The organism is Paenibacillus endophyticus, from assembly GCF_014192395.1.
In the GTDB taxonomy this organism is placed as follows: domain Bacteria; phylum Bacillota; class Bacilli; order Paenibacillales; family Paenibacillaceae; genus Pristimantibacillus; species Pristimantibacillus endophyticus.
Genome location: NZ_JACHXW010000013.1, coordinates 73,016 through 91,323, shown reverse-complemented (window position 1 = coordinate 91,323; position 18,308 = coordinate 73,016). Strand labels below are relative to the sequence as shown.

The following is an 18,308-nucleotide window of genomic DNA, read 5'->3' as shown; positions in this document are numbered from 1 at the left end:
CTTGACGATTGTCTAAGGCAGGGGTACGATTGAGTTTAATGTTTCCTTCTTTACTAGATTTTAGGTGTGCAATATGCGCCATGCATGGGAGAAGGAGAAGTTGACAGGGTAGGAGAGAGAGTGATGAGAAAGCTTTTTGCCATCGAAAATATTTATGTCTTGCTGGCGTCCTGCGTCGCGATATGGCTGCTATTCGCAGGGACGTTTATCGGCGTGGCCGACAACGGAGACTTTCTACGAATGATGGGTTCGGCGGGATTGAACTATTATGATGCGTTGGAGTCATATGAGGATCGTTTTTTTGGTTATGCGCATGCATACTTCGCGTATGATCATTTTTTTCGAGGCTTTTATCCGTCTACGCAGTTTATTGTTGTAGCGATAGCTAGGTTTATTGGAAAGCTGTTTAACGGGTCGGCGTTTGACGTGCGGGTTCTTGGCGGTATGTATGCTGCTTTGCTGATTGCGGCAGGCTATCTTATTATTAAATACAACAAGACAAAGTCGGTTGTCACGGCAGTTGTGCTGGCGCTGCTCATGCTGCTTGTCTTCTCTGATATCGGGTATTTAGCTTACTTCAACTCTTTGTTCGGGGAGCCAGTATCGTTTGTATTCCTTCTGCTTACAGTCGGTCTCGGACTGCTGCTTACGAAGCAAGAGGAGCCCTCCCGCAGGACGCTGGTGCTTTTCTTTGCAGCCATTCTGTTTCTTGTTTGCTCCAAAACGCAGAACGCGCCGATTGGCGTGGGCTTTGCCCTTCTTGGCCTACGGTATGCTTGGCTCAGAGAAGATAAAAGCTGGCGCAAGCTCGCGATCATCCTATCTGCATTGACTTTCCTTGCTTCTATTGTCATGTACGCAGCGGCGCCTAAGGATTTCAGGCATATTAATATGTATCAAACCGTGTTTTTTGGCATATTGAATCAGTCACCGGACGTAGAAGGTGATTTGAAGGAGCTCGGGCTGCCTAGTCGTTTGGCGGTGCTTGCAGGAACGAATTATTTCCAAGGAGACACGGCAATCAAGCCGAATGATCCATCCCTAAAGGCGGAATTCTATGACCGAATCTCGCATATGGACGTATTGCTGTTTTATCTCAAGCATCCTGCCAGGCTGATTAGCAAAATGGAGTATGCGGCGGAGAACGGGATGAGCATACGGCCCTACTACTTGGGCAGCTTTGAGAAATCGGAAGGCAAGCCGTCAGGCGCCATTGCATACAGCTACAGCACATGGAGTGAGTTCAAACGCCATCATATGCCAAACGCATTGTGGTTTATCGCGGTTGTTTACGTGCTGTATTTCGCGGCGGCTGTCTTCGAATGGCTGCGGCGCTATGACAAGCGTTCCCGTATTGCGGTCGAGCTGTTGATATTGCTTGGCTTGACCGGAATATTCAGTTTCCTTATCCCGATTCTAGGCGACGGCCAAGCGGATATGGGTAAGCATTTGTTCCTGTTCAACGTCGTATTCGATATGATGCTGGTTGCAGGCGTCGTGTGGCTGGTGTACCAGCTGGTCTGCTTGGCTTCGTTGCGAAGCAGTCGCAGGATGTAGCGTGATATGAAAGAGTACGGAAGCGCTGAGGGCTCCCGTGCTTTTTTTATTACGGTGCAGGACTCAACCGTCGCGGATTGCAAGGGGAGAAAGCGGACAAACAACGAGCTGTTCACGTTTCTCAGTCGAAGAGGAGGTACGGTATGTATATATCCAAGCATGTGACAAATGGTGAGATAGCTATACATTACTTGGACTCAGTCAATAACTGCGATTATGCCAAGTCGACATTAGTCGTTTGCCCCGGGTTATCGGAAACGGCGGATGAGTATATTGATTTGCTTGAAGCCGTGCAGCCAAGAAGGAGCGTGATCCTATCGTTCCGAGGACGAGGTGAAAGTGAAACACCCAGCTTTGGATACAACCTGGGCGAGCATGTATCTGATATTGAAGCCGTTGTGCAGGATGCCGGTCTGAGCCACTTTCATTTGTTCAGTTACTCACGCGGTGTTTCTTATGCATTAGGATATGCATTAAAGCACAAGTCGAAAGTTAAATCGATTATGGTTGGAGACTATCCACCAGAGCACAGGGCAATGGATGAAGAGTGGCCGGAAGATTACATCCATAACTATCTCATTCCATTTAACCGAACGAAACAAATTAGACCGGAGGCTGTGAGAGGGATACAAATGGAATCGCGGCAAATTGAGCTGAAAGGAAATTTTGATATGCCTGTTTTAGTGGCGCGAGGTCTGCTGGAGGGTTCATTAGTGGCTGACTCTGATCTCGAACGGTATAAGAGCATGTGCCTGAAGCTAACGGTCAAGGAATATGCAGCTTCGGGCCATGCTCTTAAGGGGCAGGACAAAGTAACGTTTTATAACGACATTATTGCGTTTATAGACAGCATAGATTGACAGATAAACTTGTCTTGCTATTCATTTTTGTATGGGGTATCTGCGCAAAGGAGAGATGATATGATTGGTTTTGATGAGAGCCCCGGGTTTTTCGGATTCCTAAAGGAAGTGCCGTTATTTTTCAAACTTTTTGGAGGATTCGTCATTACTGTCGTAGCCAGTACATTCCTCTATGTAATCGTAAGGGGAATTAGGACCTGGATAGGCAATAATGCTTCGGAAGCCGTAACAAGATCCGTGACGATCGTGGACAAGCGGACAGAGGTATGGGGAGGTTCCGGCGATTCCAGCGCAAGTACGGATTACTACATTACTTTCGAAATGGATGATCGATCCCGTATCGAATTAGCGGTGAGAGCGGATAGATATGGACTAATTGTCGTAGGTGACCAAGGGGAGCTTACGCATCAAGGGACCCGTTTCAAACAATTTCACAGACATGGGATTGCATAGAATTAAACCATCGAGAGCGGAGATAGATCATGAGTCATGACTTGAAAAAACTTTGACTTTCCTGCATCTTTCGAAAATGATGTCCGGGTAAACCTGTATGTCGAATGGTTGTTTGATGCAGGCATCGATTGCAAATACTCGAAAATAGGATGAGGCTGTCGGTATTAACGGCAGCTTCGTTGGCGATTAGGCAATGGAGATGGACAGCTTAATATCACATATCCTTCATATCGTTACAAATTAATAAGCTCAACATCTAACTTAGATAAATACTTAAGGATGTGACACGTATGGTTAATAAAAGGCTTCCGAACTTCTGGAGATCATCCAATCTCGTATTCAATAGACTGTTAGAGAATGAGATTGCCGAGGCACAACAATTATATTCAAGCAGTCGATATATGAACCAATGGGATGGCCTTGAATATGACCCAAAGCATATTGAACACTGTTTTTTTTATGGGGATATCCCACCTGAAGGAGAAAAGGAGAATTATCGTATTTTTACAATAAGGCAAGAAGATAGGGAAGAAATAATAGGGATTTTAAGCGTATATCATGGATATCCCACTTTTGATTCTGTTTATATTACCTTTTTATACATAGGTACAGAACTACAAGGAAAAGGTTTTGGGAAAGAAACGGAAGCTCAGTTGTGCAAAGAAATCATAAAGCTGGGATTTGAGCATATTAGAGTCAATATTGCCATTAAAAACTGGCAAGCTATACGGTTTTGGACAGTAGCAGGTTTCAATGGAATCAGTGGTATATATGGTGACAAAGTACATTCGGAAGACACATTTGCAAATATAGAATTAATGAAGAGCCTTAATATGCGAAATATATATCAGGAATTTTCCGAAAGCAGGTGATCGTATGAATCACCCAGCGTTATATGAGTTGGAATACTTATTTGAGTGTGAGGCAGGCATCATTGAAGAAGGAATTCCATGGGTGTATGGCGATGCAAAGTTTAGGCTGGCTAGGGAGAATAGAGAGATTGATTTTATAATTGGCATAGCAAATAGATGCGGGGAAATCATCATGAGAGTAGATCACCGTTCTCTGTTGCAATTAGAGATAAGAATCACATGGGGAACATCATTAGAGCTTCAGAGATAACGAACTGTGGTGGCGAATCAATCCAAATGGTAAAGCCTTTTGAAAGGATGACATACATGCAAATCATTGAAATGGAAAGCGCCACTTGCAGCGCGCCCACGCTATTTATAACTATTATGTTACCCATACAACAGTTTCTTTTCATACCATTGAGCTTTCTATCGAAGAAATGCAACAAACCGTTTTAAATGGAAATACAAGATATAAAGCTTATGCTCTTGAAGCTGGGGGACTAATCATCGGTTACGCACTATTAACCCCGCATAAAAACAAACAAGCATAGGATACGACGGCGGAGGTAACCATTTATTTGGATCCCGATCATGTCGGCAAGAAGGTAAGCACAGCGGCTATACGCTTCTTAGAAACCCAAGCTCGAGAGCTTGGCTTCCATGTGCTTGTTGCTACGATTTGTACGAAAAATGAGCGGAGTATTAGAATGTTTGAGCGCCTCGGTTATGAGAAATCAGCTCATTTCAAAGAAATTGGCAATAAGTTCGGCAGATGGCTGGATATTGCGAGCTATCAGAAGATCCTTTGACGCAGCAGCTAAATGGACATATAAAAATATTTTTTTTCCATTGTCGATTTCACGATTGTTCATTCGTCGTCCTCATAGAAAGACAAATTCAAGCAGGAAGGTTGTTGAACGGTTATGGGAGCAAAAATCAATTCTTATTTGATGTCGGAGGATGCAAGAGTTCAGGCGGATTTTTACATAGGGTCACTTGGCGGCGAAATTCAATTCCTCAGCACCTTCGCTGAAACACCGGGAATCCCCGAGGAGATGAAAGATAAAGTGATGCATTTGGCTTTGACAGTGGCGGGTGCCAATACGTTAATGATCTCCGATTCCTTCGAGCCGGTTGCATATAACCGCAGCATCTGCCTTTCTTTGAACTATGATGACGAATCAGAAGCCAGAACAGCTTATTTCAAGCTAAGCGAGGGCGGCGAAAGCAAGTATCCTCTCGCGCTTCAGCCATGGGGAGCCTATTATGGAGAAGTGGTCGATAAATTCGGTGTCACATGGATGATTACCAAACAGTAAGCTTTTGAAAGGCATGTATATGGATTTCAGTTGCAGCAAAAAGGTGAGAAAACACATATCATTAAGCATTCAACTTTCGGAACAGTATTAGAATAAACTAGGGGCATATCATACGGATATGCTCCTAACTCTGTTACAAGCAGCGAGCAGCAAGCTATATGCAGATTCATAATAGAAAACCTGAAACGGTTGGAGAGGTCATTTATCATTTATGGGATTAAGCACGGTCTCCAAGGATCTGCCGAGTTTGTATAAATATTTTTGTTCAGAATGTGCATTGAGCACCGCAAGCGTTATGAGGTACAATCGAGCCTATGTGAGTGATAATGATAATCATTATTCAGATTGCAAAAATGAAGGGCATAGGAGAGGGTACGGTCATGGCTTTGCGAGGATTAGTAAAAGCAGGATACATATCGTTGTTTTCGGCAGCTATCATGCTGTCTGGATGCGGCGTTGAGGGGAATAAATCGGAGAATGCTGCAGTGCAGCAGCCTTCAGCAACGACGGAAACGAACACGAATAGCCAAGCAGGAAATGCGGCAGCGGAAACAAGAGTCGTAACGGACCAATTCGGAGAAGTAGAAATACCTGTTCAACCAAAACGTGTAACGGCATTGTATCGCGAGGATTATTTGGTTGCTCTTGGCGTGACGCCGATCGTGCAATATTATAATCCGATGTGGGGCAAGCAAGACTACCTTGAGCTAGAGGTTCCATTGTTAGATGTGACCGGCAGCATTGAGGCGCTTCTTGCATCAGAGCCTGACTTGATTATAACTGCTGGAGAGGGAGATGCAGCCCAGTATGAGAATTACTCGAAGATAGCACCGACCTATCACATTGCGAACGAGGTTTTGTCCGACACCCGTGAAACGTTGAAGATGATCGCGGATCTAGTGGGGTTGCCAGAGAAGGCCGAGCAGGTGTTGCAAGATTACGAGAGCAGGATCGGTCAAGTGAAAGAGGAGCTGAAAACGGCGCTTGGAGAGGAGAGCATCGTCGTGCTGCGGATGAATGTAGTTGACCATTCCATCAATATTTTTGGCACGAAGAACATATTTATTGGAGAGCTCCTTTATAAGGACTTGGAGCTCAAAGCGCCTGCTTATGCACAAGCGATGACCGAGGGGAATATGGTATTGGCTGAGGAATCTTTACCAGAGCTTGGGGCGGATCATATCATACTCCTGCCTTCCAACGGAACATGGGAGGATGAGGAAAACGCCAAAGCTTTGAAGGAAATGCTGGACAGCCCAATATGGAAATCCATTGCTGCCGTGAAGGAAGGCCATGTATATCCGGTTGAGAGATCATACTGGCAAACGGGCGCAATCACCGCGAATTTCAAAAAAATGGACGAATTGCTGAAGCTGATGACTCCTTAGTCGTTCGATTATAAAAGCCAACGTTTTGCTGGCCGTTTCCATTCTAAAAAGAGCAGCTTTTCAACGATGGTTGAAGAGCCGCTCTTTTTGCGTTACAATAAATAATGATAATCATTCTCATTATTGAAACGGGGTTTCAACGATGGAAGAACATAACAGCGAACTTATGATTACGGCTCCTGCCGCTCAATATAATCTGCAAACGATTCGGTTCATAAGAAATGCGAAGCGTAATCACCAACCGGTGATACCTGCAAGCTTCCATACACTTCTCCTTGTGACTAGAGGGCGGGGCAGCATTCATATGAAAGGCGAGGCGCCACATTCGATGGGTACGGGAAAATGCTTCTTGCTTCGGCCTGAGGCAGCTGCCGCATTGGAGCCGGAAGGAGAAGGCGTTTCCTACTACTTGCTCATATTCGGAGTGCAGACGGTTAAAGAGGGGAAAGAAGCAAAGAACTTACTGCCAGCGAAGGCGGAGCTGGCTTGCACGCCATTTGCCAGAGTGCTGGAGCTGATCGAGGATATGTATGGCTGCACGCATGTGCAGGAAGAGCTGAGACGTTTTCATTGCTCTGTCCGCTTTCAGGAGCTTCTGCTGCTGCTCATAAGCCAGAATCAAGACCATGCAGCTGTAAACGACAAGATCGGCTCCGTTGAATGGGAAGGCATTGACCAATCGATTCGCCACATCCAGCAGCATTATCGGAATGTGCTGACGGTCGAGGAGCTGGCTGACCTGGCGGGAATTGACCGATGGAAATATACCCGTCTATTTAAGGAAAAGACAGGGCTGGTGCCGCTCCAGTATTTGAATGGCGTACGAATCGAGCAAGCCAAGCGCCGGTTGATGCGCGGAGAGGAACGTTTATCTGACATTGCGGAGCATGCCGGTTTCACGAATGAATATTATTTCAATAGGCGCTTTAAGCAAATGGTCGGCGTATCGCCGGGACAATTCCGTCGCAGCCACCGCGACCAGCCTAGAGTGGCGGCTCCGTTTCTGGAGGATTTTCTTGTAGCGCTTGATATATTGCCGATTGTGCAGTATTCCCACGCGAAATGGGGGAAGCAGGATTACTTAGCGCTTCACCACGTCCCGACATTCGATGAGCTAAGCGAAGAGTTCACAGCGCTGTCTGCGCATAATCCCGATTTTATTATTTTGCGGGATCGTTATCAAAACAGTGAATATGTACAATGCCGCAGCGTATCTCCACTTTGTGTTTTGGATGAGCAAAGCGATAATTGGCGGGCGCTGCTTCGAATGGTCGGCAGCTATGTCGGGCGCTCGGAGCGGGCCGAGGAAGTCATTGCGGGCTACGAGGCAAAAGCAAGCGAGGCTCGAACGAAGCTGAGCAGCATGAGCGGTGAGACCGTCGCATTTCTACGAATATCAGCCGATTTCGTTCATCAATACACGGATACGGGGAGAGGTTTTGCCACAGCCGTACTTTATGGAGACCTGGGCTTGTGTCCACACCGGATACAGAAGGCTGAGGCTGTGGGAAACAATGCAAGAATGACAAGGCTCTCGCTGGATGAGCTGTCCATGCTAACGGCTGATCATTTGTTTGTTACATTCGATAAATGGCATAGCCAGGCTGACGGTGAAGAGAGGGCGCTGCTTCAGCATCCGCTATGGTCGGCTCTTCCGGCTGTAAGAAACAACCGCGTATATGAGGTGGATTTTATGACATGGATGAATTATGGCGTTATCTCCAATAGCAAAAAAATAGACGATATCCTCCATGCTCTTGCTTAGCCAATGTGTCTAGGAGGGGCGCGAATTGCAAAGTTTGTACAAAATCTCCTTACAGTTTGTCCATTGATCTAAAGAGAGATCGAAGTCTACAATTATAGTGAGAATCAATCTCAAATAAAAGTTCAGGAGGAAATGCGTTGACGGAGCAATTGGAATTATACGATGTCACGATTATTGGCGGCGGCCCTGCTGGGATGTACGCTGCTTTCTATAGCGGAATGAGAGATTTGAAAACCAAAGTGATTGATGCGAATGAGCAGCTTGGAGGCCGCATGCTGATTTATCCCGAGAAGATGGTTTGGGACGTTGGCGGCGTGACGCCTACACTTTGCGAGAAGCTAATCGTTCAGTTGGAGCAGCAGGCGAAAACCTTCGATCCTACGATTATACTTGGCACGCAGGTTTATGGGATGGAGCAGCAGGAGGACGGCACGTACATCCTCGTTACATCAGAAGGGGAAAAGCACTGGACGCGCACCATTATTCTGGCAATCGGGCGCGGCATTCTGAGAATGGCGAAGCTTGAGCTTGAAGGGGCTGAGCGTTACGAGGTTTCTAACCTGCATTATACGGTTCAGGAGCTTGAGCCTTTCCGCGGCAAACGCGTGCTCATATCCGGAGGCGGCAATTCGGCAGTGGATTGGGCAAACGAGCTGGAGCCTATCGCTGAGCAGGTTACGGTCGTGCACCGGCGCGAGCAATTCGGCGGACATGAGAAGAATATTATCAAAATGAAGGAATCCTCCGTTGACGTACGGACGCCGTACGAGGTGACCCAGCTGTCCAGCAGCAATGGGGAGATGATTGACCGCGTGACGGTTGCCCATCTGGAATCAGGAGAGACCGAACAATTCACCGTAGACGCGGTGATCGTCAATCATGGGCTGAAGGCTGATTTCAGCGGTATCAAGGACTGGGGCCTTCAGATGGATGACTGGAATGTATTTGTCAACGGGAAGCTGGAGTCGAACCTCCCAGGCATCTTCGCAGCGGGCGACTTCGCCAACTTCGATAGCAAGCTCAATCTCATCGCCGGGGCGTTCACGGATGCGGCGCTTGCTGTGAACAGCGCGAAGCTGTATATGGATCCCGAGGCGCCGAAAGTGGCTTACGTCTCCTCTCATAATGAGCGATTTAAGGAAAAGAACAAGGCGCTAGGCGTTGTGGAGGAATAGAACATAAAGGATGGAGTCTCATTGCGGAGGCTCCATTCTCTTTCCAATAGAGGGATAAAAAATTATACACGATATAATCTATCTCTTTATTTCAAAACACTCGTTAGTTTAGCGCCGGTTTGGGGTATACATACTTATAAACGAAGGGAGATGCAGCGCTATGTCAGATTATTTGAATGTGACCTCAGAGATTCCGAACATTAATCCGGATAATAAACCGGAAATAACGCCGCCGGCTTCTCCAGAGATCTTGCCAAATCAGCCGGCACCGGAAATTATTCCGCAAACACCGCCCGAGATCAAGCCGGATGTCATCCCTGAGATTAAACCGGATGTTCCAACGGAGATTCCGCCGGGCACGTAACACAATGGCCAAGAAAGCTCTGTGATGATCGGAACTGGCTCCTGTATAAGACAGGGCAGTTCCGATCGGTAATCACAGGGCTTTTTTTATTGCTAGGAGAGCCAGTTAAAGAGGACAGTAAAACGGTTGACAAATTTTTGAGGTAAGAAATATAATACAAATGTAATATATTTTTGACACGAAGGAGATCGGAGTATTGGATATCAGCAAAGGTACATTGCAAAACAATTTGTTCTTGCTGAGAGCAGAGCGGAAATGGACCCAGAAGTATGTTGCTGAGCAGCTTGACGTCACAAGGCAGACAATAAACTCGCTGGAATCGAACAAATATAATCCTTCGCTCATGCTGGCTTTCGAGATTGCACAGTTGTTCGAGAAGAGAATTGACGAGATTTTCATTTATGGGAAGAAAGGCAAAGGTGAGGCATAATGATGACGGCCATTTATATTGTCATGATGATGATTGTAGTAATGAGCTTAGGCGCTTATATTGGGTTTGCCCGCAATGACGGTAGAGACGAGAGAGGCAGGACGATACTCGCCAAGTCAAGCCAGATCGCTTTTATTTTTATATTGGCAGGTTTCGTATTTCAAATCTTGTATTTTCAATTCGCGGAGCCTAATCCAGATCATATCAAGGCAGCCATTTCCGTGTGGATGGCGCTCATTTTCGGCAGCAACGCAGTCAGCATTGTTATTCTTCAAAGGAAGATGTAAGACAATTTAAAGGGATTGTTCTTGCCTGCTGGAAGCTTTTCTAAGGCGGGCTTCATTTGCTGACAGGAATCATTCCTTTTTTGTCGAAAAATACAGCTATGAAAAAGAATAGAAAAATACTCGTTTACTTGACTTTATTTATAATAGCGCTAACAGGCTTACGGCTTTATTGGCTCTTTGTTGTAACGCCGCCAGAGCCTGCGCAAGCCATTCACGGCGAATTGGATCTGCGTGAGTGGGACTTCGAATCGGGGAGAGCCATTTCGCTTAACGGGGAATGGGCGTTTTATCCGAATCAATTGCTGACGAATGCAGCGTCCATCGATACGGAAGAACAGCTTCCCATGCAGATGCTTAACGTTCCGGGCAACTGGAACCATGTTTTTGGAAACGACAAGAATCCGACCTTCGGTTACGGTTCATACCGCCTGCTCATACAGGTCAAAGCGGATGGAGACCGTGTGTACGGCATCCATTTGCCAACGACTCCAGCTTCGTCGAAGATCATTGTGAATGGCCGGGTAGTTGCTCAAGCCGGGGAGCCGGGCGCTTCGGCTGACAGCTATAAGCCGCGAATCGTTCCCTACTCGGGAACCTTCTCCTCGGGCGAGGAAGAAATAGAGATTATTGTTCAGGTTGCAAATTTCAATGATCGGATCGCAGGAGGGATCTATTGGCCGATCAAATTCGGTAGCGACCAGGCCGTACACAGAACGACATGGTTTTCTGCAGGTCTGCAGCTGTCGGTATGTCTGGTTTTGTTGGGCCATGCTATTTATTCCGCTATTCTTTATGGAATGGGGGTCCGGCAAAAAGCGCTGGTTTACTTTTTTCTATTGCTGCTGTTTGGCATTGTCTCCATTCTCATCGATAACAGCTACCTGCTTATTGCATGGCTTCCAATTAGCTACGAATGGAATCTCAAGCTGTATTATTTGTCTTATCTGGGGATGGCCGTGCTCATTCTCCTATACACGAGAAGCCTGCTGCCGGAGATACGCCAAATTCGGGGACTGCGCGCTTACACGGTAATTAGTGCCGTATACGCGGCAACCATTCCATTCTTGCCCGTCGAATGGCTGACGTATACGGATTATATCCACGTTCCGCTCGTTATGATTTCTTTCTTGGCTGTTCCGGTTATCGCATTTATGGCTGCGCGCAAAGGCAATAAAGATGTTATTTTTATTTTGCTTGGGATCAGCGCGATTACGGTTAACTCGATTTGGGGCATTGTCAAAAACACGGGCTGGATGGAGATGGGCTTTTACCCGTTCGATATGATCGCAACATTTATTGCCTTCGGTTCTTATTGGTTCAAGCGTTATTTGCGGAGCTCGGCTCAAACGGCTAAGCTTGCCGAGAAACTTCTCGAAGAAGATAAGCGCAAGGATCAGTTTTTGGTGCAAACCTCGCATGAGCTGCGAAATCCGCTGCATGGCATGCTTGCCATCGCCCAGACGATTCTTAGCGGAGATGAGAGAGTGGATGATGCCAAAAATCGTGACAATATGGGCCTACTCCTATCGGTAGGCAAGCGCATGTCTTACTTGCTCAATGATTTGCTTGATATATCGCGTCTCAAAGAGAAGCAAGTTCGCCTCCAACTAAAGGTTGTTTCTGTTCAAGCAGTTGCAGCCGGTGTGTGCGATATGATCCGCTTGATGACAGCGGGCAAGCCAGTCCAGCTCGTCAACCGCATTCCGGATGAGCTGCCGGTTGTGCTAGCCGATGAGAATCGGCTTGTGCAGATTTTATTTAATTTGCTTCACAACGCCGCGAAATTTACGGATGAAGGTATCATTGCCGTAGACGCGTGGATTAAAGACGGGCAAGCAGTTATTACCGTAACGGATACGGGTATCGGAATGGACGAAGAGCAGCTTCGTAAAGCATTCGAGCCTTATGAGCAGGGAGCCGACGGTGATACTGCTTATGCGAGCGGTCTAGGGCTGGGCCTCGGTATTTGCAGGCAGCTTATAGAGCTTCATGAAGGCAAGATTACAGTAAGCTCAAAATTAGGTTTTGGATCGGTATTTACCTTTACTTTGCCGTTAGCTGATGCTGCATCAGATGAAGAAAAGCCATCAGCAATTCCTCTTCCGGTTCAGGCGATGCTGCGAGAAACAGCGTCCGCCTTTGCGAAACCGGTGAACGCGCCTCATGCTGGAGGTTCGGCAAGCCGCTTGCATTTGTTGGTCGTGGATGATGATCCGATTAATTTAAGTGTAATGAGAAACGTATTGTCGCATGAGGGCTTCGAGGTCGCAACGGCGACTAGCGGCAAAGAAGCATTAAATCAATTGACAGCCGTAGAGTGGGATTTGATCATTACGGATGTAATGATGCCAAATATGTCGGGCTACCAGCTCACGCAAGCGGTTAGGCAGCGTTTTGAAGTAACGGAGCTTCCGATTCTGCTTCTTACCGCACGAAGCCGGCCTGAGGATATTGAGATGGGCTTCCAATCCGGGGCAAACGATTATTTGACGAAGCCTATGGATGTGCTGGAGCTGAAATCGCGGGTGCGCGCTCTGACGGGCATTCGCAAGTCGTTCAAGGAGCGGCTGCGTGTGGAGGCGGCTTGGCTGCAAGCACAGATCCAACCTCACTTTCTATTTAATACATTAAACGCGATCGGGGCGTTGAGTGAAATTGATACGAATCGAATGATGAGCCTCTTGAACGAATTTGGCGATTATTTGCGCGCAAGCTTCGATCCAAGAAATTTGGAGCGGGTTGTCGTTTTGGAGCATGAGCTGAAGCTGGTACGCTCCTACCTCCATATCGAAAAGGAGCGTTTTGAGGAGAGGCTTCAGGTGTACTGGGAGATCGATGAGCATTTGACATTCGAGCTTCCGCCACTGTCGATTCAACCGCTTGTTGAAAATGCGGTAAAGCACGGTATTCTGAAGCGCGCGCGCGGAGGAAGCTTGTACATTCGGATTAAAGGTTATGCCGATTATACGGAGGTTGTTATTGAGGATGATGGCATTGGCATAGAGGACAGCAGATTGAAAAGTCTGCTTAATGGGGAAGCGGCGGAAGGACAGGGAATCGGGCTTCGCAATACGGATCGGCGGCTTAACCAGCTATATGGTAGCGGCCTGCAACTGGAGAGCATTGTCGGTCAAGGGACGAAGATTTCTTTTGTTATTCCGAGGAGTGGCTGAGCCTCTCTTATCCTAAGACCGTTCACAACATGTAATAGGCATGTAATTGAATTGGAACGATAAAGGAGAAATACAACATGAGCGTACTGCGAACCAGTAACTATACGACTACCCAGGTACTCGATCAGGAGTCTGTTCTAACAGCTGTCGAGCAATCGCTAGCGATGATCGAATTTGATGCTCAGGGGAAAGTGCTATGGGTAAATGCCAACTTTGCGCAAGCGATGGGTTACCAATCTGAAGAGATGCTGGGAATGATGCATCAACAGTTCTGTTCTACAGATTTTGTTAACAGTGCTGAGTATGCTTTGCTTTGGGATAACTTGCGCAGCGGGCGGCCTTTTCAGGATAAAATATTGCGAATGACCAAAAACGGAAGCATGATCTGGCTGGAGGCGACCTACATGCCGATCCGTAATGCGCAGGGCCATGTCGGAGCCGTATTAAAAATAGCCACCGATATAAATGATCGCGAGCAAGCAACGGCCAAAATTACTGGCGAATTGTTGGATATGTCGGAGGAGCTGCTCGGCCGGGCGAAGGCTGGAATCGCCCAGAGCCAGGATGTGGAGCTAGCAATAGAGAAGGTAGCTTCAGAGACGGATGGCATTATGGTTCTGCTTCGCGAGCTTGAGAAGCAGACGGAGTTGATTAGCGGTATTGTGCGAACGATCCGTGACGTAGCGTCCCAGACGAATCTACTCGCTCTGAATGCGGCAATTGAGGCTGCACATGCAGGTGAGCACGGGCGCGGCTTCAACGTTGTTGCCACGGAGGTTCGCAATCTTGCTGGTCAGGTGCAAGAGGCAACAAAAGAAGTAGGAACCTATGTCAAAGGAATCGTGACCCGCGTCAATGAAATGACGCAAGGAACAACGCAAACAAAGTCCGCAGTGGCAGAGAGCCAACAGCGGATTCAGCAAGCCGTCAATGAATTTATGGGTATCGGAGAAGCGGCTGTCCAACTCGATACGCAGGCCAAAGAGCTCCGAATAACGATGCAGTGAACGGTCAGTCTATATAGAAGGCTGCCCGCGAGTTGTTCAGAATATAGAGGGACAGCCTTCCATGCAGTAGGCGAAGTCTAGTTAAGTCTCGATTAATCAGGCTTGTTGCCCATTCGTCTCTATGTAGAAGAAAGAGCGCTTCGATACATACAATTGCTCGTTAACTTGTTCATCGGCGCAACCTATGACTAGCCGGAAGCGTCTAATTCCTGGAAGGGTACATAATGGGTAACCGGATAGGAGAATGAAGGTAATGAAGGCAAGGAAATGGGCGTTTTGGCTGCTTTGTGCAGCTATTTGCATGTGTATAGCAGCTCCCGCTGCTGCTGCGGCCGAGGCTGCAGTTATTCGTATTGTTTTGGATGGCAAAACCATAAAAAGCGATGTAGCTCCTTATATTATACCTAGGGTTAATGTAACGATGGTTCCGCTGCGCGTCATCAGTGAGGAATTGAAAGCGAGCGTGGATTGGAGCCAGGCAGATCAGCGAGCAACAATTACAAGCCATGATGGCAAAATCATTCGAATGGTCAAAGGCGATACAGTCGCAACCGTGAATGGCGACATCGTAAGACTTGATAATACTGTTCTCCTTAACAACGGCCGCGTGATGGTACCGCTTCGCTTCGTTAGCGAGGAGCTTGGCCTCCAAGTCAATTGGAACCAAAGCAATCGTACGATTACAATGCTCTCAGCCGCGATTGATCATCCATCAGACGGCACTGTAACTCCACCCACTGAACCTGAACCGAGTCCAGGACCAGATGCGAGCACAGGTATGCGCGGGGCTTGGGTGTCGACGGTGTACAATCTGGACTGGCCCTCAGCGGCTTCTTATTTGAATCCTGTGAAGCAGATGGGGGAGTTCGTTAATTTGCTGGATGATTTGCAAAATATGGGGATGAATGCCGTGTTCGTACAGGTTCGTCCTGCGGGAGATGCGCTGTACCCGTCCAAATTGGTCCCTTGGTCCAAATACGTAACAGGTGTTCAAGGCTTGGCGCCGACTTATGACCCGCTTGCCTTTATGATAGAGGAAGCCCATAAGAGGGATATGGAGTTTCATGCATGGTTCAACCCGTTTCGTGCTCATGTAGACGCGAAGACGGAATCGCTTGCTCCTACCCATGTATCTAAGGAGCATCCGGATTGGATTGTGAATGCAGCCGGGAAGCTCTATATTAACCCCGGCATTCCTGATGCGCGCCAGCATATTATTAACGCGATCATGGAGGTTGTGAACGGGTATGATGTGGACGGCGTACATCTTGACGATTATTTCTATCCGTCGAATGTCGCGTTTGCCGACGATGTGACTTTTAAAACGTTCAATTCCGCTAAGATTCAATCGAAAGCAGACTGGCGAAGAAATAATATTAATGAATTCGTGCGGCAGCTGGGCAATTCGATTCATATGGCTAACCCGCAGGTAGAATACGGAATAAGCCCATTCGGAGTGTGGCGAAACAAGGCCGTAGATAAAACAGGCTCGGATACGAAAGCAAGTATTACCGCGTATGACGATATGTATGCAGATGTTCGAACATGGATAAAGCAGGGCTGGATCGACTATGTCACGCCACAGATATATTGGAGCTTGTCGTTCAACGTCGCGAGATACGACAAGTTGGTTGACTGGTGGGCAGAGGAAGTGAAAGGTACTGGCGTTGATCTGTATATCGGTCATTCGCCTTATAAGCTCGGAACGAAGGAGGCAGGCTGGCAAAGCGCGCAGGAAATTGTTAACCAACTGGAATATAATCGAAAATACCTGGAAGTGAAAGGTGATGTGTTTTTTAGCGCCAAAGATCTTCGAAAAAACACATTAGATATTATTAACGTGCTCCAGACCTATTATTCGGAGCAAACGAAGTAAGCCTTTAACACGCTGCACCGCCGAAGAGACGCGCACCGCCTGGAGTTATGCCAGTGAGGGCCGTCTCTTTTTTGCTGCGTGACCTGCGTGCGAGTATGGTGTTTTATGGTACTCGTATTCGGTATGCGGAAATGAACAGGCAGCTTAGGCTTGCAAAAAGAGCAATTATCGTTTATTCTATGTTTAGTGATTGATCAATTACTAAACATGACGAACATATGAAGGTGGGATACAGGATGACGAAAGCATCTTCAACCTCTGCCAATCGCCGAACGGATATTGTATCTGCTGCGATTGAGGTTTTCGCGGAGATTGGCTATTACCGTGCGACAACTGCGAAGGTGGCAGAACGCGCACAAATCTCACAGCCTTATGTTTTTCGGTTCTTTTCCACGAAGGAAGCGCTTTTGCAGGAAGCATTGGAAGTATCTTGGACTCGTATTTTTGACGCTTTTCGCTCCGTTATTGCGACGACAGGTCCTGAACGGCTTGAGAATGAGCTGGTGCAAGCGTATGTGAAAATTATGGACGATTACCAGAATGAAACATTGCTCCAAATGCAAGCACAGACCATCAAAGAAGAAACGATCACCCAGACCATGCAGAATGGCTTCCGTGAAATCCAGCAAATCGTTTACACAGCTTTCAAAGACGCCGGCCTCGAACGGCCGCAGGAGAAGACGCTTATTTTTCTGGCAAAAGGGATGCTGTGCAACATTTCGCTGGCGTTGTCATTGCCCGAATTAATGGTTGTCGATGAGTAAGCCAAGGATACCTTGGCTCACTGCCATAATCTGATACATGCTTCTAAGGGCATGAGTATGATGATGAATTACGAAGGAGTGACCACGCCTTTCCGAGTAGGCACACAATCGGGCAACTTGCCGGATTTATGAGGGTTACTAGGCAGAGGCATGAATTGCGTTTAATTCTGCTTTTTCATCACGGGAATGACCTTAAACATTCCTAATGACTGATTACAAAGTATCAACATTGTCATCTGAATAGGCGAATGATAGTATAGAACCAAAGTGCTGAAAGGGGGAAACGCAGCATAATGGCCATGCTCTCTTGAGGGAGTTGGCGGTTATGATCTGCGGCCCATAATGACAAATGATTTACCGCTTAGCAAGGAACAAATATTAGACGCGGCAGAGCAGGTTCTTCGGCGGTTCGGCCCGGATAAAACCTCGGTGGTCGACGTGGCGAAGGTGCTCGGAGTCAGCCACGGTACGCTATACCGCCATTTCGCAAGCAAAGCGGCTCTTCGTGAAGCGGTCACAGAGCGATGGCTGCATCGATCCGTTGCCATACCGCTTGAAGATATTGCAGCGCGCAAAGATGGGAGTGCGGCAGACAGGCTTCGACTATGGCTGGACACTTTAATAGCAGGCAAACGCAAATTTGCGGCTGAGGATGCAGAGATGTTCGCGATGTATGCCGAGGTTACATTGCATGCGGTTGAGATCATTGCGTCGCATGTCGACAGATTAATGGGGCAAATGGCCGTCATTATTGAAGAGGGCATAATAAAAGGGGAATTCAAGCCAGCTTCCTCCATAAAGACCGCTAATGCCATCTTTATGGCAACGTCCCGTTTTCATCATCCTGCGCATGTTGCGGAATGGTCCTCCGAGCATCCGAATGAGCCATTCGAGCTCGTGTGGGAGCTGCTGCTTTCGGGCATCGTATCATCGCATGAAAGTTAAAATAGAGTCCTTTTGATGGCAAACATCGAAGGGGCTTTTTGTTTTACCCAATAGGAAAGAAATGAAATTAACTAATGACAAATATACGATA

18 protein-coding genes and 1 pseudogene are annotated in these 18,308 nt (G+C 47.2%); all 19 read left to right on the top strand.

Going from position 1 to position 18,308, the window contains the following annotated elements; all coding sequences use genetic code 11:
- Positions 1 to 123: 123 nt before the first annotated feature.
- The 19 genes and pseudogenes from wsfD (at position 124) to FHS16_RS19820 (ending at position 18,217) form a co-directional block, all read left to right on the top strand.
- Positions 124 to 1,557, top strand: coding sequence for a glycan biosynthesis hexose transferase WsfD (wsfD, locus tag FHS16_RS19905; protein ID WP_183566620.1), 1,434 nt, complete (start codon positions 124 to 126; stop codon positions 1,555 to 1,557).
- Between the two features lie 143 nt (positions 1,558 to 1,700).
- Entirely contained in the window at positions 1,701 to 2,417 is a 717-nt protein-coding gene (locus FHS16_RS19900; RefSeq protein ID WP_183566617.1) for an alpha/beta fold hydrolase, read from the top strand.
- 60 nt (positions 2,418 to 2,477) lie between these two features.
- On the top strand, positions 2,478 to 2,870 hold the full coding sequence (locus tag FHS16_RS19895; protein WP_183566614.1) for a DUF2500 domain-containing protein: 393 nt from the start codon (positions 2,478 to 2,480) through the stop codon (positions 2,868 to 2,870).
- Positions 2,871 to 3,160: 290 nt separating this feature from the next.
- Positions 3,161 to 3,742 (top strand): GNAT family N-acetyltransferase, encoded by a 582-nt coding sequence (locus tag FHS16_RS19890; RefSeq protein ID WP_183566611.1) that lies wholly within the window; start codon positions 3,161 to 3,163, stop codon positions 3,740 to 3,742.
- Between the two features lie 4 nt (positions 3,743 to 3,746).
- On the top strand, positions 3,747 to 3,992 hold the full coding sequence (locus FHS16_RS19885; protein ID WP_183566608.1) for a hypothetical protein: 246 nt from the start codon (positions 3,747 to 3,749) through the stop codon (positions 3,990 to 3,992).
- Between the two features lie 85 nt (positions 3,993 to 4,077).
- Positions 4,078 to 4,275 (top strand): GNAT family N-acetyltransferase, encoded by a 198-nt coding sequence (locus FHS16_RS31870; protein WP_246431855.1) that lies wholly within the window; start codon positions 4,078 to 4,080, stop codon positions 4,273 to 4,275.
- Positions 4,276 to 4,290: 15 nt separating this feature from the next.
- Positions 4,291 to 4,533, top strand: a pseudogene (locus FHS16_RS31865) (GNAT family N-acetyltransferase); the annotation flags it as partial.
- Between the two features lie 114 nt (positions 4,534 to 4,647).
- Positions 4,648 to 5,043, top strand: a complete 396-nt coding sequence (locus FHS16_RS19875) for a VOC family protein (protein WP_183566605.1) — start codon at positions 4,648 to 4,650, stop codon at positions 5,041 to 5,043.
- A 380-nt stretch (positions 5,044 to 5,423) separates the two neighbouring features.
- A complete protein-coding gene (locus FHS16_RS19870; RefSeq protein ID WP_183566602.1) occupies positions 5,424 to 6,431 on the top strand; it encodes an ABC transporter substrate-binding protein in 1,008 nt (335 codons plus the stop codon).
- A 142-nt stretch (positions 6,432 to 6,573) separates the two neighbouring features.
- Positions 6,574 to 8,196 (top strand): helix-turn-helix domain-containing protein, encoded by a 1,623-nt coding sequence (locus FHS16_RS19865; RefSeq protein WP_183566599.1) that lies wholly within the window; start codon positions 6,574 to 6,576, stop codon positions 8,194 to 8,196.
- Between the two features lie 137 nt (positions 8,197 to 8,333).
- Positions 8,334 to 9,371 (top strand): NAD(P)/FAD-dependent oxidoreductase, encoded by a 1,038-nt coding sequence (locus FHS16_RS19860; protein ID WP_183566596.1) that lies wholly within the window; start codon positions 8,334 to 8,336, stop codon positions 9,369 to 9,371.
- 160 nt (positions 9,372 to 9,531) lie between these two features.
- Complete coding sequence (locus tag FHS16_RS19855) at positions 9,532 to 9,735, top strand: hypothetical protein (protein WP_183566593.1); 204 nt, start codon at positions 9,532 to 9,534, stop codon at positions 9,733 to 9,735.
- 202 nt (positions 9,736 to 9,937) lie between these two features.
- On the top strand, positions 9,938 to 10,165 hold the full coding sequence (locus FHS16_RS19850) for a helix-turn-helix transcriptional regulator (RefSeq protein ID WP_376769685.1): 228 nt from the start codon (positions 9,938 to 9,940) through the stop codon (positions 10,163 to 10,165).
- Positions 10,165 to 10,452, top strand: a complete 288-nt coding sequence (locus FHS16_RS19845) for a hypothetical protein (RefSeq protein WP_183566587.1) — start codon at positions 10,165 to 10,167, stop codon at positions 10,450 to 10,452. Before FHS16_RS19850 ends, FHS16_RS19845 begins: the two co-directional genes overlap by 1 nt.
- Positions 10,453 to 10,508: 56 nt before the next feature.
- Positions 10,509 to 13,625, top strand: a complete 3,117-nt coding sequence (locus FHS16_RS19840; RefSeq protein WP_246431853.1) for an ATP-binding protein — start codon at positions 10,509 to 10,511, stop codon at positions 13,623 to 13,625.
- A gap of 77 nt (positions 13,626 to 13,702) precedes the next feature.
- Positions 13,703 to 14,632, top strand: coding sequence for a methyl-accepting chemotaxis protein (locus FHS16_RS19835; RefSeq protein ID WP_183566584.1), 930 nt, complete (start codon positions 13,703 to 13,705; stop codon positions 14,630 to 14,632).
- Between the two features lie 253 nt (positions 14,633 to 14,885).
- Entirely contained in the window at positions 14,886 to 16,508 is a 1,623-nt protein-coding gene (locus tag FHS16_RS19830; protein ID WP_183566582.1) for a family 10 glycosylhydrolase, read from the top strand.
- Between the two features lie 236 nt (positions 16,509 to 16,744).
- The gene (locus FHS16_RS19825; RefSeq protein WP_183566579.1) at positions 16,745 to 17,272 is read left to right on the top strand and encodes a TetR/AcrR family transcriptional regulator; all 528 of its coding nucleotides are present in this window, start codon (positions 16,745 to 16,747) and stop codon (positions 17,270 to 17,272) included.
- Positions 17,273 to 17,614: 342 nt separating this feature from the next.
- Positions 17,615 to 18,217: a TetR/AcrR family transcriptional regulator gene (locus FHS16_RS19820; protein WP_183566576.1), complete on the top strand. Its 603-nt coding sequence runs from the start codon at positions 17,615 to 17,617 to the stop codon at positions 18,215 to 18,217.
- Positions 18,218 to 18,308 lie beyond the last annotated feature (91 nt).